The following is a 25,619-nucleotide window of genomic DNA, read 5'->3' on the forward strand; positions in this document are numbered from 1 at the left end:
ATCATCGTGCTGAGTTCTGTCGAACGGCCCCAGCGGGTCGGGCGCGAGCGCCATGCTGCCGACCATGGCCACGAACCCCAGCCTCCTCGCTCTGCTCCGGCGCCAGGACGGGTTGATCACGTGCCGCCAGGCCGAGGAGCACGGCCTCCCGGCGCGAACCTTGCGGCAGCGGGCCGAGGACGACGGCTGGGGCCAGGTGGCGCCGCGGGTGTACCTCGCGGGCGGCCACCGCTTCACCCACCGGGCCCGCATCCGGGCGGCGGGACTGTCTGCGGGCGAGGACGCCACGGTGTGCGGGCCGGCGGCGGCGTGGTGGCACGCCATGCTCGAGTGCGCGCCGCAGGAGATCGGCGTGACGGTGCCGCGGCACCGGGGGAAGCGCAGCCGGCCCGGGATCCGGATGCGGCGGCGTGACCTGCACTCGGCCGACCGCGTCCGCGTCCAGGAGCTCGCCGTGACCGGTCGGGCGCTGACAGCCCTCGAGACGGCGATCGCGGTGCCGGACGGTTCGGGCTTCCTCGACCGCGCGCTCCAGAAGCACGTGCCGTTCGCTCAGGTGTACAGCGCCTACTGCCGGAACCTGGGCTCGCGAGGTGGCGCAGAGATCGCCGCGCTGCTCACGGCGGCCGCCGACCGCGCCGCCTCCGCGGCCGAGCGCATCCTGCTGCGGCTCCTGCGTGACGCCGGCATCGGCGGGTGGCAGGTCGGCCTGCCGTTCCAGGGTTGGTTGATCGACCTCGCCTTCCCCGACGCCCGCATCGCGATCGAGATCGACAGCTGGGCCTGGCACACGGACGTCGAGCGGTTCCGCACCGACCGGCGCAAGGGCAACGCCCTCGTCCGCGACGGTTGGGTCGTCCTGCGCTTCACCTGGCACGACCTCACGAACCGCCCCGGCTACGTGGTCGCCGAGATCCGCGCGGCCCTCCTGGCCTCCGCCGCGAAGGCGTGATCACCAGATCGGCGCACAACCGGCGGCATGACGCCGCTCGTGCACCTGGCCGGCGATCATCGTGCCGGGGACCTCCGAACCCGACCCGCGGCCCCGGGCCACTCGCAACCATCAGGGCAGGAGACCGCGCAGCCGGCGACCTCCGGGCCGCCCGCGCCAGGACTCAGCGGCGGGTCGCGATCCGCACCCAGGACACCGCCAGCACCAGCACCGCGAGCACCGACAGCACCAGCCCGATGCCCGGCCCCGTGGCACCGAACGGCACCGCGATCTGCCGCGACCAGATGGCCCAGACCCCGGTGACCACGGAGATGCCGCAGCCGACGGCCGAGAGCCACGCGAGGCCCCACCAGCGCGTGGCCAGGGCGAGCGCGGAGCACACCAGCCCGAAGCCGAGCGAGGTGGCCGAGAACAGCGGCGGGAGGATCCCGAGCGAGGCGAGGCCGGCCAGCACCTCCCAGCCGTGTACCGAGCCGGTCCAGGGCAGCATCGTGCCGCCGATGAGCACCAGCATCGCCACCGACACGACCAGCCCGGTGGGTCCCGGGTCGATCGCGCGCGTGCCGCGCCGCTCGGCGTCGCGAAGCTCGGCGTCGAGAGCGGCGAGTTCCTCGGGCACCTTGTCCTCGTCCTCCTCGGTCACGCGTTGGTCCCGCAGGCCGCCGCGGGCTGGGCCGGCGGCGCACCGAAGCTCGGCAGGCCGAGGCCGGTGGGCGCGCCGCCGGGCCGCACGCCGGACTCGTGGACGTCGCCCGCCCGGGTGCGGCGGTGGGTCTGCACCGGCCCGTCGGACACGAGGTGGTGCGGGGCGCCGTAGCCGATCGTGACCTCGACCAGGTCCCCGGGCCGCACCGCGAGCTCGCCGGGCGCGAAGTGCACCAGCCGGCCGTCGCGGGCACGACCGCTCATCCGGCGGGTGGCGCCGTCCTTGCGGCCCTCGCCGGTGGAGACGAGCACCTCGACCGTGCGTCCCTCCAGGGCCCGGTTCTGCTGCCAGGAGATCTCCTCCTGCAGCGTGACGAGCCGCTCGTACCGCTCCTGCACGACGGCCTTGGGCAGCTGGTCGGGCAGCCCCGCGGCGGGGGTGCCGGGGCGCGGCGAGTACTGGAACGTGAACGCCTGCGAGAAGCGCGCCTGCGCCACGACGTCCAGCGTGGCCTGGAAGTCCTGCTCCGTCTCGCCGGGGAAGCCGACGATGATGTCGGTGGAGATCGCGGCCTCGGGCAGCGACGCGCGCACCTCGTCGAGGATGGCCAGGTACCGCGACGAGCGGTAGGAGCGGCGCATCCGGCGCAGCACGTCGTCGGAGCCCGACTGCAGCGGCATGTGCAGCTGCGGGCACACGTTCGGCGTCTCGGCCATCGCGGCGATGACGTCGGAGGTGAAGTCACGGGGGTGCGGGGAGGTGAACCGCACGCGCTCCAGCCCGTCGACGTCGCCGCAGGCCCGCAGCAGCTTCGCGAACGCGCCGCGGTCGCCGAACTCAGCGCCGTAGGAGTTGACGTTCTGCCCGAGCAGCGTGACCTCGAGGACGCCCTCGGCGGCCAGCGCCTGCACCTCGGCGAGCACGTCGCCGGGGCGGCGGTCCTTCTCCTTGCCGCGCAGCGACGGGACGATGCAGAAGGTGCAGGTGTTGTTGCACCCGACGGAGATCGACACCCAGCCCGCGTAGGCCGACTCGCGCCGCGCCGGAAGCGTGGACGGGAACACCTCGAGCGACTCGGCGATCTCCACCTGCGCGGCCTCGTTGTGCCGGGCGCGCTCGAGGAGCGTGGGCAGCGCGTGCACGTTGTGGGTGCCGAACACGACGTCGACCCACGGGGCCTTGCGCACGATCGTGTCGCGGTCCTTCTGCGCGAGGCAGCCGCCCACCGCGATCTGCATGCCGGGGCGGGCGTCCTTCACCGGACGCAGGTGCCCGAGGTTGCCGTAGAGCCGGTTGTCGGCGTTCTCCCGCACGGCGCAGGTGTTGAACACGACCACGTCGGCCTCGTCGGACGTCGACCGCTCGTAGCCCGCCGCCTCGAGCAGTCCGGCCATCCGCTCGGAGTCGTGCACGTTCATCTGACACCCGTAGGTGCGGACGGTGTAGCTGCGGGTCACGACCCCTCCTCGCTGCGCTCGTCACGGCCGTGCCCCCGGGCTGCGCCGATGGTGACCTCGCACGCTCGGTCACGACAACGAGGGTAGGCCGTGCCCGCCGTGTCGACCGCATCGGCCGGGCACGGCAGGATGCCCGCATGCAGGCCCGGAGCGACGTGGTGGACCGCCGCCGCGTCCTGCGCGGGCTGCTGGCGGGCGTCGCCGCGCTCGGCGCCCTCCCCGCGCTCTCCGGCTGCTCCTCGCCGTTCGCGGGCGTACGTCTCACCCTCGCGACCGGTGGCACCCAGGGCGTCTACTACAACCTGGGCAACGCATTGGCCGATGTGTGGCAGGCGCGCCTGGAGCTCGACGAGCGCCCCACCGTGCTGTCCACCGCGGGCTCGGTGGACAACCTGGACAGGCTCGCGAACGGCATCGCGGACCTCGTGTTCAGCCAGGTGGACACGGCCGCCGACCAACTGGTGCGCACGCCCCCGAGCGACCCGCGCGCACCCCGGGCCCTCGCCCGGATCTACGACGATGTCGTGCACGTCGTCGTGCCGGCCGACTTCCCCGCCGCCACGCTGGCGGACCTGCGCGGCGCGCGCGTGTCGGTCGGCGCACCCGACTCCGGCGTGCGGGTGATCGCCGAGCGGCTGCTGACCGCGGCGGGGCTGTCCGTCGCGACCGACTTCCAGGCGCTCCAGCTGGGCATCAACGACTCGGTCGAGGCGATGGCCCGCCACGAGATCGACGCGTTCTTCTGGTCCGGCGGACTGCCGACCCGGGGCGTCACGGAGCTGGCGGCGCTGCGCCCGATCCGGCTGCTGAACCTGGAGGACCTGATCACACCCGTGCGGGCCGCGTTCCCGGCCTACGCGGCGGGCACGGTGCCCGCGCAGAGCTACGGCATCCCGGAGCCGGTCAGCACGCTGCTCGTGCGCAACTTCCTGATCGTCGGTGCCGGCATGCCCGACGCGCAGGCGAGCGCGCTCGTGGAGGGCCTCTTCGCCGCCCAGGAGCAGCTGGCGGCCGTGAGCCCGGCGGCGCTCACGATCGACCTGCGGGCCGCGATCGGGACGCAGCCCGTGCCGCTGCACCCCGGCGCCGAGCGGTTCTTCCGGGACGAGAAGGACCCCTGAGGCAGCTCAGCCGGCGGTCCCCCGGGCGGCGGCCAGCTGGTCGGTCGCACGGTGCATCATCCCCTGGAACAGGTCCTCGGCGAGGGAGTCCATCGGCGTGAGGTGGCCGACGAGCTCGAGCATCACGAAGCCGTGCATCTGGGCGCGCAGCTCGTAGAACAGCGCGAGCGCGCCGACGGGCAGCGGCACGCGGCCCGGGTCGACCGCGGCGAGCCGCTCCGCCCCCGGCTGCACGGGCACGCGGGCGAGCTCCTCGGCGCTCCACCCGTCGAAGACGACCTCGAGGAACGGCGCGGCCAAGCCGGCGGACGCCCCGACCACCTCCTCGCTCGACGGCGGCTCGTAGCCGGGCACCGGTGTGCCGTAGAGCAGCAGGAACGCGGCGCGGTTCGCCAGCGCCCAGCGCCGGTAGGCGTTGGAGGCCGCGAACAGCCGCTCCACGTGCGCCCGGCCGCGACTGGCCTCGGCGGCCTCCTGGACCGCGGAGGCCAGCGCACGGTGCCCGTCGACGACGAGCGCGGTGAGCAGGGCGTCGCGGCTGTCGAAGTAGTGGTAGAGCGACTGCACGGTCATGCCGACGGCCCGCGCGACGCCGCGCAGCGACAGGCCCCCTGGCCCGCCCTCGGCGAGCTGTTCGAGCGCGGCGACCTTGATCTCGTGCACGGTCTCGGCCCGCCGACGGTCTCGCACCGATCCTTCAACTGGCAACGACAGTTCTCCTTGACACTGTTAGACACACGCCCACATACTGGCGCCGCTCGCACAGACTAACACTGTCAGGCAGGAGCGGTCATGCGCACGGTTCTCGCGGACGCCCGTCGCGGGCATCCCGGCCTCTACTGGCTGGCGGTCGTGATGGCCGCCCTCACCCTCGTGACGGCGGTCCTCGCCGTCATCGACCAGCGCACCCTGCTGGGCGCACCACTGTGGTTCAAGCCGGTGAAGTTCTCCCTCTCGATCATGCTGTACTCCGCCACGCTGGCGTGGATGCTCTCGCGGCTGCCGGGATCGGCGATGCACCGCACCGCGTGGGCCATCGTGGCGGCTCTCGGCCTGGAGCAGCTGATCATCGTGGGACAGGCGGCTCGCGGGGTGCGCAGCCACTTCAACGACGACACGCTGTTCGACGCCCTCCTCTTCGCGGTCATGGGCGCGACGATCACCGGGCTCTGGCTGGCGACCGTGGCCGTCGCGCTGCGGTTCCTGCGCGAACGACCGGCCGACCGCGTGACGAGCTCTGCGGTGCGGCTGGGGCTGCTGGTCGGGCTGGCCGGGATGGCCGTCGGGTTCCTGCTCGCACCCAACGGCGCGCATGCGGTGGGAGTGGCGGACGGAGGGCCGGGCCTGCCGTTCGTCGGCTGGAGCACCACCGGCGGCGACCTGCGGATCAGCCACTTCGTCGGCATGCACGCGCTGCAACTGCTCCCGCTGCTGGCCGCCGGGCTCGCGGCCGTGGCCGGCAGGCTCGACGAGACCGCGCGCGTCCACACCGTGCAGGTCGCCGCCGCCGGCTACGGCGCGCTCGTCGTGCTGCTCACCTGGCAGGCCCTGCGCGGCCAGCCCCTGCTCGCCCCCGACGCCCTCACCCTCGCCGCGCTCGCGGTCGTCCTCGCGGGCACCGGCGGTGCGCTCGCCGCCGTGCTGCGCGGCGCCGCCCGCCGCCACCCGTCAACCGCCACCGCGACCCCCTGAGGCCCCCATGGACCCGCAGCTGCTGTTCACGCTCACGTTCCCGCTCGCCGCGCCGTTCTGGGCGTTGATGATCCTCGCGCCCGGCTGGTCGGTCACCCGCCGGATCATCGGCTCGCCGCTGATCGTCGTGCCGCCGATGCTCGTCTACGCCGCCCTCGTCCTCCCGGACCTCGCCGGGTTCCTCGCCGCGGTCTCCTCGCCCCAGCTCGTGGGGGTGGCGGCACTCCTCGGCGTACCCGCGGGGGCTGCGGCGGGCTGGGCGCACTTCATCGCGTTCGACCTCTTCGTCGGGCGCTGGATCCACCTCGACGCCCGGGAGCGCGGCATCCACCCGCTGGTCACCGCCCCGGTGCTCGTGCTGACGATCCTGCTCGCGCCGCTCGGCCTGCTCGCGTACCTGGCGCTGCGCGCGCTGCTGCCCTCCCGGCGCGAGGTGGCGCAACCGGCCTGACCGGGGCCGTTCACCACCCCACAGCCGGTCCACGGCCCTGCGGGGGATCCGGCTGGGGCGCGTCGCCGGGGTCCTCGCCGGCCCGGGGCAGCCGCGCCACCACCCGCAGCCCGCCACCCGGGGGGAGGTCGAGCACCAGCTCACCGCCCGCCACCGCGAGGGTGCGGGCCGCGATCGCGAGGCCGAGCCCGGTGCCCTCGATGTTGCTCTGCCCCGACCTGCGCCAGAACCGGTCGGTGGCGCGCTCCAGCTCCTCCGGTGGCATCCCGGGGCCGGTGTCGCGCACCGCGATCTCCACCAGGCCGTCCGCTGTCGCCGTGTGCACGGATATCGCGCTGCCCGCCGGCGCGTACTTGACGGCGTTGTCGAGCACCGCGTCGAGCACGGTCTCGATGGCGTTCTCCGGCGCCCGCACCCGCAGCCCGCTCACCCCGCCGTGCACCAACCGCAGCTCCTCGTGCTCGGCGAGCGGGCGCCACGCCTCGAGCCGGTCCTCCACCGCCGGATCGACCTCGACGACGACCGGTGGCGCCGTGCGCTCGGCCCGGGCCAGCGCCAGCAGGCCGTCGAGCAGGGTCGTCAACCGCTGCGCCTCCTCGAGCGCGGCGACGTGCTCCTCGGCCGCGGCGGCCTCCACGTGCCCGTCGAGGTTGGACAGGCGCAGGTGCAGCGCGGTGAGCGGGTTGCGCAGCTGGTGGCTCGCGTCGGCCACGAACGCGCGCTGCGCGGCGTAGGCCTGCGCCACGGTTGCGGTCATCCGGTCGAACGAGACCGACAGCTGCCGCAGCTCCGGCGGCCCCGACCCGTCCGCCACCGGCTCGGGGTCGGCGCCGGCCAGCACGGCGGCGGCGACCCGGCCCGTGCCCTCGTCGAGCCGGTGCACCGGCCGCAGGATCCACCGCACGATCGGCAGCGCCACGACGACGCCCAGCGCCAGCGCCACCAGCCCGGCCGCCGCGACCAGCGCCCACACCCGCAGTTCCTCGGCGCGCAGGCCGTCGGTCGACGAGACGGTCACCGCGACCCCGCGCACCTCGGTGTCCACGAGCACCGGCTCGGCCAGCACCAGCGGGCGCTCGTCCCACGGCAGCAACAACGGGTAGACCTCGGAGCGCCGGTTCGCCAGCGCGAGCTCCACGCGCTCCCGCGCGTCCGCGTCGAGGACGGGCGGGGGCTGGCGGGAGGTGGCCACCAGATCGCCGTCCTCGTCGAGCACGAGGACCGCCACCCCGTAGACCTCGTCGTAGCGCATGAGCTCGTCCTCGAGCCCCGTGGTGTCCGCCTGGGTGATCGGGCGCTCCGCGACCGAGGCGTAGAAGATCGTGTCGGTCAACCGGTCCGCGAACATCGTCAGCTGCCGCGCCTGCGCGTAGGACAACGCCAGCGGCACCCCGAGCCCGGCGGCGAGCAGCCCCACCAGGAACAGCACGATGACCAGCAGCCGGGCGCGCATCCCGCCTACTGTTCCGGAGATCCGAGTCGATAACCCACGCCGCGAACGGTCTGCACGAGGTCGGCCCGCCCGAGCTTGGTGCGCAAGGTGGCCACGTGCACGTCGAGCGTGCGGTTGGCGCCCGCCCACGTACGCCCCCACACCTCGGCGACGATGCGGCTGCGCGTGCACACCGCACCGCCCGACGTCGCCAGCAGCGCGAGCACCTGGAACTCCTTGCGCGTGAGGTTCACCTGCTTGCCCGCGACGGTGACGGCGTGCTTGTGCAGGTCGACGACCACGTCGTCGAACTCGACGACCTCCTCGGGGCCGGACGGCGCCGACTGCCGACGCCGCCGGTACACCGTGTGGATGCGCGCGACGAGCTCGTTGATGTCGTAGGGCTTCACGAGGTAGTCGTCGGCGCCGGAGTGCAGGCCGAGGATCCGGTCGTCCACCTCGCCGCGCGCCGACACCACGATCACCGGCACATCGCTGACCTCGCGGATCTCCCGGCAGACGTCCACGCCGTCGACGTCGGGCAGCCCCAGGTCGAGCAGCACGACGTCCACACCGGAGAGGTGCTCGACCGCCTCGCGGCCGGTGGCCAGGCGCGTGGTGGCGATGCCGTGGCGGTGCAGGGCGGGGCGCAGCGCGGCCGCGACGCGGTCGTCGTCCTCGACCAGCAGGATGTGCACGTCCCCACCTTCCCCAAGAGCGTTATAGGAGCGAAACCCTATGGGTAGCTCAAGGTGCTGGACTGGACGGACCAGTCCGCCCTAGCGTCCCGCCATGCCCGGAGGCCGTATATGACCGACATCCCCATGATCCGGATGGCGTCCGTCGACAAGCACTTCGGCGAGCTGCACGTCCTGCGCGACATCGACCTGGAGGTCGCGAGAGGCCAGGTCGTCGTGGTGCTCGGCCCGTCGGGGTCGGGAAAGTCCACGCTCTGCCGCACGATCAACCGTCTCGAACCGATCGACAGCGGCACCATCGAGGTCGACGGCCAGGCGCTGCCCGCGGAGGGCAAGGGCCTCGCCGCGCTGCGCGCCGACGTCGGCATGGTGTTCCAGAGCTTCAACCTGTTCGCGCACAAGACGATCCTCGAGAACGTCACGCTGGGCCCCATCAAGGTGCGCAAGTCGGGCAAGGACGAGGCCGAGAAGAACGGCATGGCGTTGCTCGAGCGGGTCGGCATCGCGAACCAGAAGGACAAGCACCCCGCACAGCTCTCGGGCGGTCAGCAGCAGCGCGCGGCGATCGCGCGGGCGCTGGCGATGAAACCCAAGGTGATGCTGTTCGACGAGCCCACCTCGGCCCTGGACCCGGAGATGGTCCAGGAGGTCCTCGACGTGATGACCACGCTCGCCAAGGAGGGGATGACGATGCTCGTCGTCACCCACGAGATGGGGTTCGCCCGGCGCGCCGCCCACCGGGTCGTCTTCATGTCCGACGGCGAGATCGTCGAGGACGCCACCCCCGACACGTTCTTCTCGAACCCCGCGTCCGACCGCGCCAAGGACTTCCTCGGCAAGATCCTCACCCACTGACTGCACGACCTGCTTCCCGACGGAAGGACCAGCACGATCATGCGCCTCTCCCACATCACCCGGGTCGCCGCTGTCACGGCGGCCCTCGTGCTCACCGCGACCGCCTGCGGGGGCGGCGACGCCCCCTCGCTCAGCGGTGACGCACCGCCGGCGCCCCCGGTCGCCGAGGACGCCGCCTTCGAGCCCGGCACCACGATGGCCGCGCTGGCCGAGGCGGGCACGATCCGCGTCGGCACCAAGTACGACCAGCCGCTGTTCGGCGCCACCGGGCTCTCCGACCAGCCCGAGGGCTTCGACGTCGAGATCGCGAAGATCATCGCCGGCAAGCTGGGCATCCAGCCGGACGGCGTCACCTTCTCCGAGGCCCCGTCGGCCATCCGTGAGGAGGTCCTCGAACAGGACCGCGTCGACATGGTCGTCGCCACCTACACGATCAACGACCGCCGCAAGGAACGCGTCAGCTTCGCCGGCCCGTACTACGTCGCCGGCCAGGACCTGATGGTCCTCAGCGACAACACCACTATCACCGGCCCGGACAGCCTGCGCGGCGCCAACGCCCGCGTGTGCTCGGTGTCCGGGTCCACGCCGTCCGAGACCATCAAGCAGTACATCGACGAGGCGAACCTCGTTCTGTTCGACGTGTACTCGAAGTGCGCCGACGCCCTGCGCACGAACCAGGTCGACGCCGTGACCACGGACAACGTCATCCTGCTCGGCCTCATCGACCAGAGCGCCGGCCAGTTCAAGCTCGTCGACCAGAAGTTCACCGAGGAGCCCTACGGCATCGGCATCAAGAAGGGCGACGTCGCCTTCTGCGAGTTCATCAACCAGACGCTCAAGGAAGCCGAGGCCGACGGGTCCTACCAGGCTGCCTGGGAGTCCACCGCCGGGAAGGTCGCACCGGAGGCGCCGACCCTGCCGCCGGCCGGTACCTGCAGCTGACGCTCGTCCCATGGCACCGCCGGTGCCGGCCGATCGGCCGGCACCGGCGGCGCGCTCGCCTGGAAGGGGTCTCCCGTGGGAGTGATAGTCGAACAGTTCCCGCTCTACATGCAGGGCCTATGGGGGACGATCCAGATCTGCGTGTTCGCCGCGATCGGGTCGCTCGTGGTCGGCACGATCCTGGCAGGCTTCCGCGTGTCGCCCGTCCCGCCGCTGCGCGCAGTCGGTGCGGCATGGGTGACCGTCTTCCGCAACACGCCGCTCGCCGTGGTGCTGTTCGCCTTCGCGTTCGGCCTGCCGGAGATCGGGATCAACGGCCAGTACTTCTGGTTCGGCGTCGCCGGCCTGACCGTCTACACATCGGCGTTCGTCTGCGAGGCTGTGCGCAGCGGCATCAACTCGGTGTCCGCCGGGCAGGCCGAGGCGGCCCGCGCGGTCGGGCTGACGTTCTCCCAGTCGCTGTCGTTCATCGTCCTGCCGCAGGCGCTGCGCACGGTGGTGCCCCCGCTGGGCAGCGTCATCATCGCGATGATCAAGAACTCGGCGATCGTCGGCGCGTTCGGCGTCGGCGGCGACCTCTTCTCGGTGGGAACGCAGCTGACCTCAGCACAGGGCTACGCCGCGGTGGGCGCACTGACCGGCGTGCTGCTCGGCTACCTGATCCTCACCATCCCCGCCGGGCTCCTGCTCGGCGTGCTCGAGCGGAAGGTGGCCGTCGCGCGATGACCGCATCTGTCCTCTACGACGCACCGGGTCCGGTGACCCGGCGCCGCACCATGATCTCGAGCGTCGTGGCCGGCGTGATCATCGCCGCTGTGCTCGTCGTGGTGGCGTTCCGGCTGGGGGCGAGCGGGCAGTTCGACGGCGAGCGTTGGTCGCCGCTGTTCAACCCCACCGACCGCGCCTTCCCCGCGGTGTGGACCCTGCTCGGCAACGCGCTGGTCGCCACCCTGACCGCGGCAGTCCTGACCCTGGCTTTCGCGCTGGTCATCGGCACCACTCTCGCCGTCACCCGGATCACTGCGGCGCCCTGGTACCGGTGGCTGGTCGTCGGTGTGGTCGAACTGCTCCGGGGGGTGCCCGTCGTCATCGCGATCTTCTTCGCCGCTCGGGTGCTGCCCGAGGTGGGGCTCGACCTGCCGCTGCTGTGGTACCTCGTCATCGGCCTGACCGCCTACAACTGCGTGATCATCGCGGAGATCATCCGCGCTGGGATCCAGTCGCTCCCGCGCGGCCAGTCCGAAGCCGGCTACTCGCTCGGGCTCACGCGCGGCCAGGTGTTGTCCTCGATCCTGCTGCCACAGGCCTTCCGGATCATGCTCCCGGCACTCATCAGCCAGCTCGTCGTGATCGTCAAGGACACTTCGCTCGGCTTCATCATCACCTACATGGAGTTCGTCCGGACGGCGAACCTGATCGTCCAGGAGCTGCGCAACCCGATCCAGATCTACTTCCTGGTCGCCGTGATCTTCATCCTGCTCAACTACGGGCTGGGCAAGCTCGCCGAGTACGTGGAGCGGCGGCTCTCCAGGTCCCGCACGACCGCCGTGGCCGCCCCGGCAGGACTGGACACCGCAGGCGGTGGCGGCGGCTGATCCCGGTCGGGGTGCCGCCGCCGATGTCGGCACCCCGGCCCGGCTCACGACCCGGGTTCTCCACCACGGCCGGATCGACAACCGCCGATCATCGCCCATTGCCGGCCCGCGGTGCTGCCGCGCAGCGCACGAAGTCCAGCTGTTGAACTAGACGATCACGCTCACGATGCGCGGAGGTTCTCGATCGCCACCGGCTCGATGCCCTCCTCCGCCGGCAGGTCGAAGCCGAGCACCTGGGCGTAGAAGCTCAGCTCCGCGTCCAGGGCCCGGCGGATGTTCTCCGCCCGCCGGAAGCCGTGCTGCTCGCCGTCGAACAGCAGGTAGGCCACCGGCGTGCCCTTCGCCCGCAGCGCGTCGACGATCATCTCGCTCTGGTTCGGCGGGACCACCTCGTCCTCGGCGCCCTGCAGCACGATCAGCGGGCGGGTGAAGCGGTCCACGTGGTGGATCGGGGAGCGCTGCTCGTAGACGTCGCGGGCCTCCGGGTAGGGGCCCACCAGCCGGTCGAGGTAGCGGCTCTCGAACTTGTGGGTGTCGGCGGCGAGCGCCGCCAGGTCGGCCACGCCGAAGTGGTCGGCGCCGGCGGCGAACGGGGTGTCCTCGCGGGCCAGCGCGGCGAGCACCGTGAAGCCGCCGGCCGAGCCGCCGCGGATGCACAGCCGCTCGCCGTCGACGCGGCCCTGCTCGGCGAGGTGACGGGCGGCGGCGAGGCAGTCGGCCACGTCGATCACGCCCCACTCCCCCAGCAGCTCCTGGCGGTAGGCGCGCCCGTACCCGGTGGAGCCGCCGTAGTCGACGTCGACGACCGCGACGCCGCGACTCGTCCAGTACTGCACGCTCGTGCTCAGCACCGGCGTGGCGGATCCGGTCGGGCCGCCGTGGATCTGCACCAGCAGCGGCGGGCGCTCGTCCTCCGGGCCGGTCGAGTCGTTCGACGCCGGCGGGTAGAACTGCGCGTGCGCCTTGCGCGGCGCGCCGGAGCCGTCCACCGAGTCGAACGTGAGGTGCTCGGGCTGCGAGATCCCGGCCGGGTCCAGCCCGAGATCCCGGGGGGCGCGCAGCGTCTCGACCACCGAGGTGGCGACGTCGACGCGGTGCACGCCGGGCTCCTCGGTCGGGCTGCCCGCGATCACCACCACCGATCCGGGGTCGGCCCCGCGCACCGCGGCGATCGCGGAGAACGGCACGTCCAGGTCGACCAGGGCGCCGTCGGTCTCCCGCACCGCGAGCCCGTCGCGGCCGTCGCGCCACCGCGCGTACACGACCCTCCCGTCGCCGAGCTGCACGTAGCGCGCGGACCCGAACACCCAGGCCGGCACGCCGAGCTCGGCGTCCAGGCGTACGACCGGGGCGATGTCGGCGCCGGGCGTCCAGCGGTAGAGGTTCCACCAGTCCGAACGGTCGGACAGGAACAGCAGCGACCCGTCCGGCTCGAAGCGCGGCTCCAGGACCGACTCCCCCGGCCCGCCCGCCACCACGGTCTCCTCCCCGGTGCGGAGGTCGCGGACCACGAGCTGCGTGTCGTCCCACGGCATCGACGGGTGGTCCCACCGCAGCCAGGCCAGGGTGGCGCCGTCCGGGCTCAGGCGCGGCGCGGCCACGAAGTCCGGGCCGGTGACCAGCACCTCCGGTTCGGACGGGGTGTGCGCGGCGAGCCGGACGACCTCGTTGCGGACGTCGGCGGCGGTGGGCCCGGTGTGCCGCTCGCGCACGCAGACGATCGTGGCGCCGTCCGGGGCCACCTCGCCGTCGGCGAAGCGGTCGGCGCGCGGCGTGGCCGGCTCGGGGGTGAGCGGCTCCGGCTCTCCGCCGGGCGCGATGCGGTACAGCCGCTGGTCGGCCCAGTTCGCGAACCAGACCACGCCGTCGCGCACCCACCAGGCGGCGCCGCCGTACTCGTGCACGGCGGTGCGCGCGTTCATCCCCTCGGGCAGCAGGTCGGCGGTCGTGCCGTCAGGGGCACGGCGCACCAGCTGCGTGCGACCGCCCTCCGCGGGCCGCCCCTCGGACCACACGATGTCGGCGCCGTCGACGTGCACCTCTCCCAGCCGCACCGCGGCGGCCACGACCAGCTCGGAGGTGATGGGAGTGGACCATGAACCGTAGGGCGCGATCGTCACGTCTGCACGTTAGTCCGGGTGGTGATCGCGGCTCCACGGCGTTCGGCGACGGACCCGCAGTGCCGACCCGAGCAGGGCGATCGCGGCGCCCAGCTCGCGGGGCCGCACCACCGGCAGCACGCCGATCGCCCCGGAGAGGCCCGGCCACCAGCGCACCGAACCGTCCCGACCGACGGTCCCGAGCGCGGGGGTCGCGCACGCGCGCACGGCTGCCGACGGCGCCGGGCGCAGCCCGGCGAGCTGCGGATCCCGGCAGGAACGGACCGTGACCGGCACCCGCACCATGTCCGGCAGCTCCCGGGCGACGCGCGAGCAGACGGGGCACGCCACGTCGTACACGACCACGACGGCAGTGATCACAGGTTCATGATGGCAGCGGCCAGCGCACCTGCGCAGGCCCACGCCAGCAGCGGCCGGGCCACCCGCTCCGCGCGCTGCCACCGCAGCGTCCACGACCCGTCGTCGCTCCAGGCGTTGGACAGCAGCGGCATCGCGAGCCGGCCCGCGGCGAAGCCCGCCGCCGCGGCGAACGCGGCCGGGAACGGCACCGCGAGCACCACGGCCACCAGCACCAGGTGCGGCAGCGCCGACGGCGAGTAGGTGCGCATCCCCGTGCCCATCTCGAACCCGAACTGCAGGGCACCGTAGCGCCGCAGCAGCTGGACGTCCTCCGGCACGAGCCGGGCGTTCTGCGGGACGGGAAACCGCACAAGCCCGCACTCGCGCAGCACCACCGCCACCGCGACCGCGCCGAGCAGCAGCAGGCGCACCGGCGCCGGCACGAGCGCCTGCGGGAGCGCCCCGAGGACGCCGGCCGTGAACGCCACCACCGACGCACCCAGCAGCAGGCCGGTGCCGAAGTACCGCACCACGGGCTCGTCGCGCCAGACCGACGCGCTCAGCAGGAACGCCGAGTTGTGGCTTCAAGTGCTGCCGGAGTTGGCGAAGCCCGCGGCCGCCCCGGCCACCGCGACGAGCAGCGCCACGCGCACCGGACCGGCAGGCACCACGGCCGCTCCCGACGCGGCAGCGAGCAGCGCGACCACCGCGGCGACGGGGTGCAGCAGCAACGCCGTCCCGCCGGGCACGCGCTCAGCCATCCGCCGATCCCGTCGGGCGTTCCCCGTCGAGCAGCGGCACCGTCGCCGATCCCTGTTCCGGCAGCGCGCACGCGGCGATCGTCACGCCGGTGTAGTAGTCGCCGTCCTCGAACGTGACGTCGGTGACCGCGTCCGAGCAGCGGTAGCCCTTCCAGCGCCAGGCGTTGCGGCCCTCGCAGTTGGTGGCGAGGCGGGTGGACTCCACCTCCTCCGTGCCGCGCTCGTACCAGCCCTCGCGGTGGAAGCCGTCCTCGCAGGGGAACGCGCCGCGCCGCCAGCCGCCGTAGCAGACCGCGGGCCCGTCGTTCGGCCAGTTGTTGGCCTCCACGTCGTAGTTCGCCGGCGCGCAGCTGCGGTACTCGGACGTGGCTCGATCCCGTCCGGGCCGGGCGTTCGCCTCGTGCCGGTCGAGCAGCCAGTCGAACGGCACGAGTGCTGCCGCGGTCGCGCTCACCACCAGCCCGCGCAGCACCGTGCGCCGCGACGGCCGGATCGCCCGGATCCGCGCGACCACCGGGCTGGGGCGCGGCGCTGCCGGAGGCGCGGACGCCGTCGGGATGTCGTGCAGGTCGATCACGCCGCGCTCACCTCCCGGCCGAGCGCGGTCGCGGCGAGCAGGCCGGGGAGGTCCGTGTCGGCGTAGACGAAGTGCCGCTGCACGACGACCCCGCCGGCGTCGACGCCGAGCAGCGTGGGCGCGTAGCCCTCGAAGAGCTCCGCCCTCGCGGCCGGGTCCGCCAGCACCTCTGCCCGCGTGCCGGGGGGCGCGGTGAACCGGTCCGGCGCGTCGACCAGCGCGACGACCCGCAGGCCCGGGTCGTGCGCGGCGGCCACGAGGGCATCCCACACGAGGTGGCAGAGCGCGCAGTCGCCGTCGAGCACGGCGAGCACGGTGCCCCGCTGCCCCGGGCCGGGCGCGACGATCGCGGGCGCCGGACGGCCGACGGTGGCGTCGTAGCCGACGATCCCCTCCGCGCGACCGGCCTCGAGGGCGCGCACCCGCGCGTACACGGCGACGAGCGCGGCCAGCGCGAACAGCGCGACGAGCAGCGCCAGCAGGGCCACGGCGAGCGGCACGGACACTGTCAGACCCCCCATCGGGCGACGACGGCCGACAGCGCGGCCACCGCGGCGGGCTCCGCCACCGCCGGCTGCCGGGACTCGGGCCCGTGCAGGACGACGTCCACGACGGCGGTCTCGCTCGCCAGCAGGTAGCGCCACTCGTGCGCCGTGCCGGCGACCGTAGCGGCGACCTGCGGTGCGAGCACGCGATCGACGCGCCACAACTCGCCGCCGGGAATCGGCGCCCCCGCCCAGGCCGGCAGGCCCGGCAGGGCGTCGCTCGCGCCGCGCACCAGCACGGTGGACCGCGGGCTGCGCCCGATGAGCGTCACGCCTGCCTGTCGAACGAGCAGGTCCGACGCGGGTGTCAGCGCGGCGCCGACCGGGGCATCGGCGAATCGGACGGCGGCGAGCAGCCCCGCCAGCCCCGCCGGGTCCGGGGCCGGTCCACCGAACCAGGTGGTGGCCTCGTGGTGCGGCCCGACGACGACGAGGGCGGCGTCGGAACGGTCGGCGGCCTCGAACACCACCGCGTCGGCGCCCCGCATCGGCAGGCGGCGTTCCCGGGCACCGGGCATCAGGTGCCGCGGGATCGCCCGGTGCTCCCCGCGCGGTGCCACGAAGAACTGCCGGGCCATGCCCGGCCCGGTGAAGCGCGTGCTCGCGTACCAGCGCAGCTCGCCGAGCTCCGCGGGGAGGGTGAGCTCCACCGCCGCTCCCGACGGCGCGGTCCGCCGAATGATCGCCGGGCCCGCCGTCACCGCCGCAGCCGTCATCTCGTCCCCCTCCGGACCGGGGACACCGGCAGCGTCCCCGGGAGGACAACGAGCCGTGGATCGTAACGTGATGCGACCGTTCGAGTGCTCCGCGTGATCATCCGGAGGGGCGGTCGACGGCGTAGCGTGACCGGGGACCGGTGCCCCGCCGAGAGGAGTCGCACGATGACGGACCCCGCCCCGCCCCCTCCGGAGCCGATCGACGCCGAGATCGTGCCGGACCCGCCGCCCCCCGCCACACCCGCGCCCGACTACGACGAGCACGGCGTGCCGAGCCTGGACTACGTGCGCGACAAGATCGAGGGCCGCTACGCCACCTCGATCGGGGCCGCCGAGCTGGCCGAAGGCACGGCCGCGGGCCGCGATGTGGAGCAGCAGGAGGCCGACCGCGCGGCGGCGGCCAAGGCGAAGCTGGACGAGATCCGCCGCTCGCTCGGCTGACCCCCCGGCACCGTTGCAGCAGAGCCACTCTCACGCCTCGTGGTTGCGTGAGAGTGGCTCTGCTGCAATGCCGGCTACGCCTCGGAGCGCTTGAAGATCTTGCTGCCGAGCCAGACCAGCGGGTCGTACTTGCGGTCGACCACGCGCTCCTTGAGCGGGATCAGCGCGTTGTCAGTGATCTTGATGTGCTCGGGGCAGACCTCGGTGCAGCACTTGGTGATGTTGCAGTAGCCCAGGCCGTGCTCGTCCTGGGCGTCGTCGGCACGCCGGTCGGCCGCGTCGAGGGGGTGCATGTCGAGCTCCGCCACGCGCATCAGGTAGCGCGGCCCGGCGAAGTTCTCCTTGTTCTCCTCGTGGTCGCGCACCACGTGGCAGGTGTTCTGGCACAGGTAGCACTCGATGCACTTGCGGAACTCCTGGCTCCGCTCGACGTCGACCTGCTGCATCCGGTACTCCCCCGGCGCCAGGTCGGGCGGCGGGGCGAAGCTCGGGATCTCGCGGGCCTTCGTGTAGTTGAACGACACGTCGGTGACGAGGTCGCGGATCACCGGGAACGTGCGCAGCGGCGTGACCGTGATGACCTCCTCCTCGGTGAAGGTGGACATCCGGGTCATGCACGCCAGCCGCGGCCTGCCGTTGATCTCCACGCTGCACGAGCCGCACTTGCCGGCCTTGCAGTTCCAGCGCACGGCGAGGTCCTGGGCCTGCGTCTGCTGCAGCCGGTGGATGATGTCGAGGACGACCTCGCCCTCGTTGACCTCCACCGGGTAGTCGACGAGCTCGCCCTTCTCGTCGTCGCCCCGCCACACGCGGAAGTGCGCGTCGTAACTCATGCCGTCTCCCCTGCCGCGCCGGCGCGGTGCCCGCCCAGCTCCTCGCCGGTGTAGTACTTCTTCAGCTCGTCCATCTCGAACAGGTCCAGCAGCTCGGGCCGCATCGGCACCTGCTCCTGCCGCACCAGCCTCACGTCGTCCTCACCCTCGGCCGACAGCACCAGCAGTAGGTGCCGCCAGTCGGCGTCCATCACCGGGTAGTCGTCGCGGGTGTGCCCGCCGCGGCTCTCCTGCCGCTCCTGCGCCGCCTTCGCGACGCACAGCGAGACCAGCAGCATGTTGCGCAGGTCCAGCGCGAGGTGCCAGCCGGGGTTGAACGCGCGGCCACCCTCGACCGCGACCGTCTTCGCCCGGGCCGCGATGTCCTGCACCGCCTTGAGCGCCTGCTCCATCTCGTCGGCCTTGCGGATGATGCCGACCAGGTCGTTCATCGTCTTCTGGAGCTCCAGCTGCACGACGAACGGGTTCTCGCCGCCCTCGGCGGCGTTCGCGAACGGCAGCAGCGCGCGTTCCTGCGCCGCCGTGACGTCGTCGATGCGCACCGCGGGCCGCACGCCCGCGAGCCCGTCGACGTACGCGGCAGCACCCGCACCGGCCCGGCGGCCGAACACCAGCAGGTCCGACAGCGAGTTGCCGCCGAGCCGGTTGGAGCCGTGCATGCCGCCGGCGACCTCACCCGCGGCGAACAGCCCGGGCACCTTCGACATCGCCGAGTCCGGCTCGACCTCCACCCCGCCCATCACGTAGTGGCAGGTGGGGCCGACCTCCATCGGCTCCTTCGTGATGTCGACGTCGGCCAGCTCCTTGAACTGGTGGTACATCGACGGCAGGCGCTTCTGGATCTCCTCGGGCGAGAGCCGGGAGGCGATGTCGAGGAAAACGCCGCCGTGCGGGCTGCCCCGGCCGGCCTTGACCTCCGAGTTGATCGCGCGCGCGACCTCGTCACGGGGCAGCAGCTCCGGGGGACGCCGGTTGTTGTCGGCGTCGGTGTACCAGCGGTCGCCCTCCTCCTCGGTGGTGGCGTACTGGTCCTTGAACACGTCCGGGACGTACTCGAACATGAACCGCTTGCCCTCGGAGTTGCGCAGCACGCCGCCGTCGCCGCGCACCGACTCCGTGACCAGGATCCCCTTCACCGACGGCGGCCAGACCATGCCCGTCGGGTGGAACTGCAGGAACTCCATGTTGATCAACGTGGCGCCCGCGCGCAGTGCGAGCGCGTGGCCGTCGCCGGTGTACTCCCAGGAGTTGGACGTGACCTGGTAGCTCTTCCCGACCCCGCCCGTGGCCAGCACGATCGCAGGCGCGTCGAAGCGGATCAGGCCACCGGTGGCGCGGTAGTAGCCGAAGCAGCCGGCGATCTTCCCATCGTCCTTGAAGATCTCGGTGATCGTGGTCTCGTGGAAGACCCGGATGTTGGACTCGTAGTCGCCGGTCTCCCGGTAGTCCTCCTGCTGCAGCGACACCACCTTCTGCTGCAGCGTGCGGATCATCTCCAGCCCGGTGCGGTCACCGACGTGCGCCAGGCGCGGGTAGGTGTGCCCGCCGAAGTTCCGCTGGCTGATCTTGCCGTCCTTGGTGCGGTCGAACAGCGCACCGTAGGTCTCCAGCTCCCAGACGCGGTCCGGTGCCTCCTTGGCGTGGAGCTCGGCCATCCGCCAGTTGTTGAGGAACTTCCCGCCGCGCATGGTGTCGCGGTAGTGGACCATCCAGTTGTCGTTGGGGTTGACGTTCCCCATCGACGCGGCGCAGCCGCCCTCGGCCATCACCGTGTGCGCCTTGCCGAACAGCGACTTGGAGATGATGGCGGTGCGCTTGCCCTGCGCCCTGGCCTCGATGGCGGCGCGCAGCCCGGCGCCGCCGGCACCGATCACGACGACGTCGTACTCGTGCCGCTCGATCTCTTCCGACATGTCGATCACCCCACGATCCGCAGGTCGGAGATCCACCCGGCCGAGACGGCCATGATGTAGAAGTCCGTGATGGCCAGCGTCGCCAGTGTCGTCCAGGCGAGCTGCATGTGCTTGGTGTTGAGCTTCGAGACCTGGAGCCACAGCTTGTAGCGCACCGGGTGCTTCGAGAAGTGGTTGAGCCGGCCGCCGATGATGCTGCGGCAGGAGTGGCAGGAGATCGTGTACGCCCACAGCAGGATCACGTTGATCAGCAGGATCAGGTTGCCCAGACCGAGGCCGAACCCACCTTCCGCGGTGCGGAACGCGTAGATCGCGTCGTAGGTGTTGATCAGCGAGATGATCGCGGCGGCGTAGAAGAAGTAGCGGTGCAGGTTCTGCCCGAGCAGCGGGAACCGCGTCTCACCGGTGTAGCGCTTGTGCGGCTCGGCCACCGCGCAGGCCGGCGGGGACAGCCAGAACGCCCGGTAGTAGGCCTTGCGGTAGTAGTAGCAGGTGAGCCGGAACAGCAGCAGGAACGGCAGCGTCAGCGCCGCGTAGGGCAGCCACCACACGTCGGGCAGGAAGCGACCGAAGTGGGCGGCCTCCTCGATGCAGCCGGTCGACACGCACGGTGAGTAGAACGGTGTCAGGTAGTTGTACTGCTCGACGTAGTACCAGTCCTGCATGAAGGCCCGCACGGTCGCGTAGGCGACCCAGAGCGTGAGGCCGGTGAAGTTGGCCAGAGGTGGCAGCCACCACCGGTCCGTGCGGAGCGTCCGTTCCGAGATCTGCGCCCGGCCTGCGGACGCGTCTGTGGTGGATGACACGTCAGGGGTCCCTCGTCTTCTGCGGTGCCGACGCCGACCGCTCCCAGGCCGCGGCGTCGGGACGTCTGGATCTCGCGGGAGCCTACGACGCCCGTGGCCGCGCGGCCTCGGCGACCGTCACACTCTGTTCCCCATCGTGACGCGATTCACGCAGCCCCTTCCGTCGCCGGACATGGCAACGCCCACGCTCCTGTCCTGCGGAGCGTGGTCGCTGCCGGTCCGGCTCCTCGCCGGGGACGTCAGGCCGAGCGGCGGCTCCCCGTCGTGGCGCTGAGGTAGTCGCGGTTGAGCTGCGAGATCACGTCGAGCGGGATCTCCTTCGGGCACGCCACCGCGCACTCGCCGGTGTTGGTGCAGCCGCCGAAGCCCTCGGCGTCGTGCGTCTCGACCATGCGCACCACGCGGTCGGAGCGCTCCGGCTGCCCCTGCGGCAGCTCGCCGAGGTGGGTGATCTTGGCGCCGACGAACAGCGACGCGCTGCCGTTCGGGCAGGCCGCCACACAGGCGCCGCAGCCGATGCAGGCAGCGGCGGTGAAGGCGCGGTCGGCGTTCGACTTCGGCACCGGGGCCGCGTGGGCCTCGGGAGCCGCGCCGGTGGGTGCGGAGATGTAGCCACCCGACGCGACGATCCGGTCGAAGGAGGTCCGGTCCACGACCAGGTCCTTGACCACGGGGAACGCCGCGGCGCGGAACGGCTCCACCGTGATGGTCTCGCCGTCGCGGAAGTGCCGCAGGTGCAGCTGGCAGGTCGTGGTGGCCTTCTGCGGGCCGTGCGGCTCGCCGTTGATGACCATGCTGCAGGCCCCGCAGATGCCCTCGCGGCAGTCGTGGTCGAACGCCACCGGCTCGTCGCCGTCGAGGATGAGCTTCTCGTTGAGCACGTCCATGAGCTCGAGGAACGACATGTCCTCGTCGGCGTCGTCGACGCGGTAGGCGACCAGGCGGCCCTTGTCCTCCGGGTTGTCCTGCCGCCAGATCCTGAGGTTCAGCTTCACTTGTGGCTCCAGGTCACTTGTATGAACGCTGGCTGGGGGTGACGTAGTCGAAGGTCAGGTCCTCCTTGTGCAGGACCGGGGCCGCGCCGGTGTACTCCCAGGCCGCGGCGTAGGAGAAGCGCTCGTCGTCGCGCGCCGCCTCGCCGTCGTCGGTCTGGCTCTCGGCGCGGAAGTGCCCGCCGCAGCTCTCCTCGCGGTGCAGGGCGTCGAGGCACATGAGCTCGCCGAGCTCGAGGAAGTCGGCCACGCGCCCGGCCTTCTCCAGCGACTGGTTCAGCGTGGCCGCCGATCCCGGCACCTTGACCGACTGCCAGAACTCGCGCCGCAGCTCCGGGATCCGGTCCAGCGCCTTGCGCAGGCCCTCCTCGGTGCGCTCCATCCCGCAGTGGTCCCACATGATGTGGCCCAGCTCCCGGTGGAAGGAGTCGACGGTGCGGTCGCCGTCGATCGTGAGCAGGGTCGTGACGCGGTCGGCCACCGCCTGCTCGGCCTCCCGCACCTCGGGCGCGTCGGCCGCGACGGGCTCGACGCCGCGGGCGAGGTAGTCGCCGATCGTGTTGGGCAGCACGAAGTAGCCGTCGGCCAGGCCCTGCATGAGCGCCGACGCGCCGAGGCGGTTGGCGCCGTGGTCGGAGAAGTTCGCCTCGCCGACCACGAACAGGCCCGGGATGCTGCTCTGCAGGTCGTAGTCGACCCACAGCCCGCCCATCGTGTAGTGCACGGCCGGGAAGATCCGCATCGGCACGGCGTAGGGGTCCTCACCGGTGATGCGCTGGTACATCTGGAACAGGTTCCCGTACTTCGCGGCCACCGCCGAGCGGCCCAGGCGCCCGATCGCGTCGGCGAAGTCGAGGTAGACGCCCAAGCCGGTCGGGCCGACGCCGCGGCCGGCGTCGCAGACGTTCTTGGCGGCCCGGCTCGCGATGTCGCGGGGCACCAGGTTGCCGAACGCCGGGTACTGGCGCTCCAGGAAGTAGTCGCGCTCGGCCTCCGGGATGTCGCCGGGTGCCCGGGTGTCGCCCGCCTTCTGCGGCACCCAGACGCGGCCGTCGTTGCGCAGCGACTCGCTCATCAGCGTGAGCTTGGACTGGTGGTCGCCGCTCACCGGGATGCACGTCGGGTGGATCTGGGTGTAGCAGGGGTTGGCGAACAGCGCGCCCTTGCGGTGCGCGCGCCAGCTCGCGGTGACGTTGCAGCCCTTGGCGTTCGTCGAGAGGTAGAAGACGTTGCCGTAACCGCCGGAGGCGAGCACCACGGCGTCGGCCAGGTGGGTGCGGGTCTCCCCCGTCACCAGGTCGCGCGCGACGATGCCGCGGGCGCGCCCGTCCACCACGATCAGTTCGAGCATCTCGTGGCGCGGGTACATGGTCACGCCGCCGGCGTCGATCTGGCGCTCGAGCGCCTGGTAGGCGCCCAGCAGCAGCTGCTGGCCGGTCTGGCCCCGCGCGTAGAAGGTGCGCGAGACCTGCGCGCCGCCGAAGGAGCGGGTGTCGAGCAGCCCGCCGTACTCGCGGGCGAACGGCACGCCCTGCGCCACGCACTGGTCGATGATCTGCACGCTGATCTCGGCCAGGCGGTGCACGTTCGACTCGCGGGAGCGGAAGTCGCCGCCCTTGACCGTGTCGTAGAACAGCCGGTGGATGCTGTCGCCGTCGCCGCGGTAGTTCTTGGCGGCGTTGATCCCGCCCTGCGCGGCGATCGAGTGCGCGCGCCGCGGGCTGTCCTGGTAGCAGAACGAGCTGACCTGGTAGCCCAGCTCCGCCAGCGTGGCCGCCGCGGACCCACCGGCCAGGCCGGTGCCGACGACGATGACCTTCATCTTGCGCTTGTTGGCCGGGTTCACCAGCTTGACGCCGAACCGGCGCCGCTCCCAGCGGGTCTCGATCGGGCCGTCCGGGGCGGCGGTGTCCACCACCGGGTCACCGATCGTGAAGTCTGCGTAGGTGCTCATGTCACGCCACCAATCCGGTGAGCACGGCGAACGGGACGGAGAGGAAGCCGACCACCAGCACGACCGCGACGCCGAGCGCGACGCCCTTGAGCGCGCGCTCGGTGGCGGCGTTGGAGCGGCCGAAGGACTGCAGCGCGCTCCACATGCCGTGCCGGATGTGGAAACCGACGGCGACCACGGCGAGCGTGTAGGCGAGCGTGACGAACCAGCGCTCCGGCGCGAAGTCGGCCACGACGTTCGCGTGCACCTCGCCGTGCACGCCGTGCGGGTTCAGGTGGCCGGTCGTGAGGTCGAGCAGGTGGTAGACCACGAACAGCGCGATGATCACGCCGCCCCAGCGCATGGTGCGCGCGGCGTAGCTGCCCTGCACCGGCTGGCGGTGGGCGTAGCGCACGGGGCGGGCGCGGCGCGCGCGGCGGGCCAGGATCGTCGCCGAGACGATGTGCGCCACCACCGAGACGAGCAGCACGACCCGGACGATCCAGAGCACGGTGCCGTGCGGCAGCGCGGGCTCGCCGACCTCCCGCAGCCAGTGCGCGTAGGTGTCGATCGCCGCCATGCCGAAGAAGATCTTGAGGTTCCCGACCATGTGCGCCACGAGGTAGAGCAGCATCACCGCGCCCGTGACCGCCATGACGTACTTGAGCTGCACCGACGTCCGCCGCACCGGTGTGCGCGCCGCCGGGCGCTGTCGCAGGGTCACCATGCGGACCAGCCTCGTTAGCGGGCCCACCTAGCGTCCAATGCATCGAAGACGCAGTAGCGATGTACGTACGCTATGGACGTGACGTTCACGCAGCTCGCGTACTTCCTGGCCGTGGCCGACGTGCGCAGCTTCACTCGGGCGGCCGAGTCCCTGGGCGTGGCGCAGCCCACGCTGTCACGACAGCTCAAGGCGCTGGAGACCGAGCTGGGCGCCGCCCTCGTCGACCGCGGCGGCCGCGCGGGCCCGATCCTCACGCCGGCGGGTGCGGCGCTCCTGCCGCTCGCCCGCCGGATTCTCTCCGACGCCGACAGCGCACGCACGGCCGTCGCCGAGATCGTCGGACTGCGCAGCGGCCGGATCCGGGTGGGCGCCACCCCGTCGCTGTGCATCGGCGTGCTGGCCGACGTGCTGCGGGTGTTCCACGAGCAGTACCCCGACATCCGCCTGGAGCTCGCCGAGGACGGCTCCCAGCCGCTGGTGCGCGCCCTGGCCCGCGGTGAGCTCGACGTGGCACTGGTGATCGTGCCCCCGTCGGGCGCCGACGCCGCCCTGCACACCACGCCCGTGCTGCGCGAGCGCCTGTCGGTGGCCTCTCCGGCGTCGGAGCGGGCACCGTCCTCCCGGGGATCGATGAGCGTGCGCGAGCTGGCGCGCCGGGCACTGGTCATGCCGCGGAAGGGCTACGACGTGCGCGAGAAGGCATTGCAGGCGTTCGCCGACTCCGGGGTGACGCCACACTTCGCCGTGGAGGGCGGCGAGATGGACGCCGTGCTGCGGATGGTCGAAGCCGGCACCGGCGTCGCGGTGGTGCCGGACCTCGTGTTCGCCGGGCGTCCCCGGCTGCGGCGCACGGTGCTGACTCCCCCGGTGTTCCGCACCGTCGCACTGGCGCGGCGCGCCGACCTCGTCCCGACGCACGCGATGCAGGCGTTCCGCAGGACGCTGCTGTCGTTCCTCGCCGTGCTCTCGGCGGGCGACGGCTTCGCGGGTGACGTCCAGGTGCTGCGGCCCGCCGAGGAGTGACCGGGACGCACGACTCCGTACGGCGTACTGTCAGAGTTCTGCGTACACCGTA

At 72.4% G+C, this 25,619-nt stretch carries 28 protein-coding genes; 10 read left to right on the forward strand and 18 right to left on the reverse strand.

Features of this window, described 5'->3' with window-relative positions:
• Nucleotides 1-64 precede the first annotated feature (64 nt).
• Nucleotides 65-952, forward strand: a complete 888-nt coding sequence (locus CFP66_RS16920) for a DUF559 domain-containing protein (protein WP_143517276.1) — start codon at nt 65-67, stop codon at nt 950-952.
• Nucleotides 953-1,115: 163 nt separating this feature from the next.
• Here the strand turns inward: CFP66_RS16920 and CFP66_RS16925 are convergent, their stop codons facing one another.
• Nucleotides 1,116-1,595, reverse strand: a complete 480-nt coding sequence (locus CFP66_RS16925; RefSeq protein ID WP_094925136.1) for a hypothetical protein — start codon at nt 1,593-1,595, stop codon at nt 1,116-1,118.
• Nucleotides 1,592-3,055: a tRNA (N6-isopentenyl adenosine(37)-C2)-methylthiotransferase MiaB gene (gene miaB / locus CFP66_RS16930; RefSeq protein WP_094925138.1), complete on the reverse strand. Its 1,464-nt coding sequence runs from the start codon at nt 3,053-3,055 to the stop codon at nt 1,592-1,594. The genes CFP66_RS16925 and miaB overlap by 4 nt, the downstream gene beginning before the upstream one ends.
• A gap of 137 nt (nt 3,056-3,192) precedes the next feature.
• Here miaB and CFP66_RS16935 point away from each other — a divergent pair, with 137 nt between their 5' ends.
• On the forward strand, nt 3,193-4,176 hold the full coding sequence (locus CFP66_RS16935; protein ID WP_094925140.1) for a TAXI family TRAP transporter solute-binding subunit: 984 nt from the start codon (nt 3,193-3,195) through the stop codon (nt 4,174-4,176).
• A 6-nt stretch (nt 4,177-4,182) separates the two neighbouring features.
• Here the strand turns inward: CFP66_RS16935 and CFP66_RS16940 are convergent, their stop codons facing one another.
• Nucleotides 4,183-4,866, reverse strand: a complete 684-nt coding sequence (locus CFP66_RS16940; RefSeq protein ID WP_143517277.1) for a TetR/AcrR family transcriptional regulator — start codon at nt 4,864-4,866, stop codon at nt 4,183-4,185.
• 102 nt (nt 4,867-4,968) lie between these two features.
• On the opposite strand from CFP66_RS16940, the gene CFP66_RS16945 reads away from it, so the two are divergent.
• Both CFP66_RS16945 and CFP66_RS16950 read left to right on the forward strand, forming a co-directional pair.
• Entirely contained in the window at nt 4,969-5,868 is a 900-nt protein-coding gene (locus CFP66_RS16945; protein WP_143517278.1) for a hypothetical protein, read from the forward strand.
• A 7-nt stretch (nt 5,869-5,875) separates the two neighbouring features.
• Nucleotides 5,876-6,319: an ABA4-like family protein gene (locus CFP66_RS16950; RefSeq protein ID WP_094925144.1), complete on the forward strand. Its 444-nt coding sequence runs from the start codon at nt 5,876-5,878 to the stop codon at nt 6,317-6,319.
• A gap of 10 nt (nt 6,320-6,329) precedes the next feature.
• Here CFP66_RS16950 and CFP66_RS16955 read toward each other — a convergent pair whose 3' ends face one another.
• Entirely contained in the window at nt 6,330-7,772 is a 1,443-nt protein-coding gene (locus CFP66_RS16955; RefSeq protein WP_094925146.1) for a HAMP domain-containing sensor histidine kinase, read from the reverse strand.
• A 5-nt stretch (nt 7,773-7,777) separates the two neighbouring features.
• Nucleotides 7,778-8,449 (reverse strand): response regulator transcription factor, encoded by a 672-nt coding sequence (locus CFP66_RS16960; RefSeq protein WP_094925148.1) that lies wholly within the window; start codon nt 8,447-8,449, stop codon nt 7,778-7,780.
• Nucleotides 8,450-8,575: 126 nt separating this feature from the next.
• On the opposite strand from CFP66_RS16960, the gene CFP66_RS16965 reads away from it, so the two are divergent.
• The 4 genes from CFP66_RS16965 (at nt 8,576) to CFP66_RS16980 (ending at nt 11,841) form a co-directional block, all read left to right on the forward strand.
• Nucleotides 8,576-9,304: an amino acid ABC transporter ATP-binding protein gene (locus CFP66_RS16965; RefSeq protein WP_094925548.1), complete on the forward strand. Its 729-nt coding sequence runs from the start codon at nt 8,576-8,578 to the stop codon at nt 9,302-9,304.
• A gap of 39 nt (nt 9,305-9,343) precedes the next feature.
• Nucleotides 9,344-10,246 (forward strand): glutamate ABC transporter substrate-binding protein, encoded by a 903-nt coding sequence (locus CFP66_RS16970; protein WP_094925150.1) that lies wholly within the window; start codon nt 9,344-9,346, stop codon nt 10,244-10,246.
• Between the two features lie 75 nt (nt 10,247-10,321).
• Nucleotides 10,322-10,972, forward strand: coding sequence for an amino acid ABC transporter permease (locus tag CFP66_RS16975; RefSeq protein WP_198961500.1), 651 nt, complete (start codon nt 10,322-10,324; stop codon nt 10,970-10,972).
• A complete protein-coding gene (locus CFP66_RS16980) occupies nt 10,969-11,841 on the forward strand; it encodes an amino acid ABC transporter permease (RefSeq protein WP_094925154.1) in 873 nt (290 codons plus the stop codon). Before CFP66_RS16975 ends, CFP66_RS16980 begins: the two co-directional genes overlap by 4 nt.
• A gap of 161 nt (nt 11,842-12,002) precedes the next feature.
• Here the strand turns inward: CFP66_RS16980 and CFP66_RS16985 are convergent, their stop codons facing one another.
• The 7 genes from CFP66_RS16985 to CFP66_RS47920 are packed head-to-tail and all read right to left on the reverse strand — an operon-like array spanning nt 12,003 to nt 16,899.
• Nucleotides 12,003-13,961, reverse strand: coding sequence for a S9 family peptidase (locus tag CFP66_RS16985; RefSeq protein WP_094925156.1), 1,959 nt, complete (start codon nt 13,959-13,961; stop codon nt 12,003-12,005).
• A 9-nt stretch (nt 13,962-13,970) separates the two neighbouring features.
• Nucleotides 13,971-14,321, reverse strand: a complete 351-nt coding sequence (locus CFP66_RS16990) for a hypothetical protein (protein WP_094925158.1) — start codon at nt 14,319-14,321, stop codon at nt 13,971-13,973.
• Entirely contained in the window at nt 14,318-14,830 is a 513-nt protein-coding gene (locus CFP66_RS16995) for a hypothetical protein (RefSeq protein ID WP_143517279.1), read from the reverse strand. The genes CFP66_RS16990 and CFP66_RS16995 overlap by 4 nt, the downstream gene beginning before the upstream one ends.
• Before the next feature lie 54 nt (nt 14,831-14,884).
• Nucleotides 14,885-15,061: a hypothetical protein gene (locus CFP66_RS47915; protein WP_158228120.1), complete on the reverse strand. Its 177-nt coding sequence runs from the start codon at nt 15,059-15,061 to the stop codon at nt 14,885-14,887.
• Nucleotides 15,054-15,638, reverse strand: coding sequence for a hypothetical protein (locus CFP66_RS17000; protein ID WP_094925162.1), 585 nt, complete (start codon nt 15,636-15,638; stop codon nt 15,054-15,056). The genes CFP66_RS47915 and CFP66_RS17000 overlap by 8 nt, the downstream gene beginning before the upstream one ends.
• The gene (locus CFP66_RS17005; protein WP_143517280.1) at nt 15,635-16,159 is read right to left on the reverse strand and encodes a hypothetical protein; all 525 of its coding nucleotides are present in this window, start codon (nt 16,157-16,159) and stop codon (nt 15,635-15,637) included. The genes CFP66_RS17000 and CFP66_RS17005 overlap by 4 nt, the downstream gene beginning before the upstream one ends.
• Nucleotides 16,147-16,899, reverse strand: coding sequence for a hypothetical protein (locus tag CFP66_RS47920; RefSeq protein ID WP_094925166.1), 753 nt, complete (start codon nt 16,897-16,899; stop codon nt 16,147-16,149). Before CFP66_RS47920 ends, CFP66_RS17005 begins: the two co-directional genes overlap by 13 nt.
• A 165-nt stretch (nt 16,900-17,064) precedes the next feature.
• Here CFP66_RS47920 and CFP66_RS17015 point away from each other — a divergent pair, with 165 nt between their 5' ends.
• Complete coding sequence (locus CFP66_RS17015) at nt 17,065-17,340, forward strand: hypothetical protein (RefSeq protein WP_094925168.1); 276 nt, start codon at nt 17,065-17,067, stop codon at nt 17,338-17,340.
• 74 nt (nt 17,341-17,414) lie between these two features.
• On the opposite strand, the gene CFP66_RS17020 is transcribed toward CFP66_RS17015, so the two are convergent.
• From CFP66_RS17020 to CFP66_RS17045, 6 genes are all read right to left on the reverse strand, one after another.
• A complete protein-coding gene (locus CFP66_RS17020; protein ID WP_094925170.1) occupies nt 17,415-18,173 on the reverse strand; it encodes a succinate dehydrogenase/fumarate reductase iron-sulfur subunit in 759 nt (252 codons plus the stop codon).
• Entirely contained in the window at nt 18,170-20,086 is a 1,917-nt protein-coding gene (locus CFP66_RS17025) for a fumarate reductase/succinate dehydrogenase flavoprotein subunit (RefSeq protein ID WP_094925550.1), read from the reverse strand. Before CFP66_RS17025 ends, CFP66_RS17020 begins: the two co-directional genes overlap by 4 nt.
• A gap of 5 nt (nt 20,087-20,091) precedes the next feature.
• Nucleotides 20,092-20,892 (reverse strand): hypothetical protein, encoded by an 801-nt coding sequence (locus CFP66_RS17030; protein ID WP_094925172.1) that lies wholly within the window; start codon nt 20,890-20,892, stop codon nt 20,092-20,094.
• A gap of 239 nt (nt 20,893-21,131) precedes the next feature.
• Nucleotides 21,132-21,887 (reverse strand): succinate dehydrogenase/fumarate reductase iron-sulfur subunit, encoded by a 756-nt coding sequence (locus CFP66_RS17035; protein ID WP_094925174.1) that lies wholly within the window; start codon nt 21,885-21,887, stop codon nt 21,132-21,134.
• 13 nt (nt 21,888-21,900) lie between these two features.
• The gene (locus tag CFP66_RS17040) at nt 21,901-23,838 is read right to left on the reverse strand and encodes a fumarate reductase/succinate dehydrogenase flavoprotein subunit (RefSeq protein ID WP_094925176.1); all 1,938 of its coding nucleotides are present in this window, start codon (nt 23,836-23,838) and stop codon (nt 21,901-21,903) included.
• A 1-nt stretch (nt 23,839) separates the two neighbouring features.
• A complete protein-coding gene (locus CFP66_RS17045) occupies nt 23,840-24,544 on the reverse strand; it encodes a succinate dehydrogenase cytochrome b subunit (RefSeq protein WP_094925178.1) in 705 nt (234 codons plus the stop codon).
• Between the two features lie 78 nt (nt 24,545-24,622).
• On the opposite strand from CFP66_RS17045, the gene CFP66_RS17050 reads away from it, so the two are divergent.
• Complete coding sequence (locus tag CFP66_RS17050; RefSeq protein ID WP_094925552.1) at nt 24,623-25,567, forward strand: LysR family transcriptional regulator; 945 nt, start codon at nt 24,623-24,625, stop codon at nt 25,565-25,567.
• Nucleotides 25,568-25,619: the final 52 nt, after the last annotated feature.

Origin of the sequence: Pseudonocardia sp. MH-G8, from assembly GCF_002262885.1 — a bacterium.
Taxonomy (GTDB): Bacteria; Actinomycetota; Actinomycetes; order Mycobacteriales; family Pseudonocardiaceae; genus Pseudonocardia.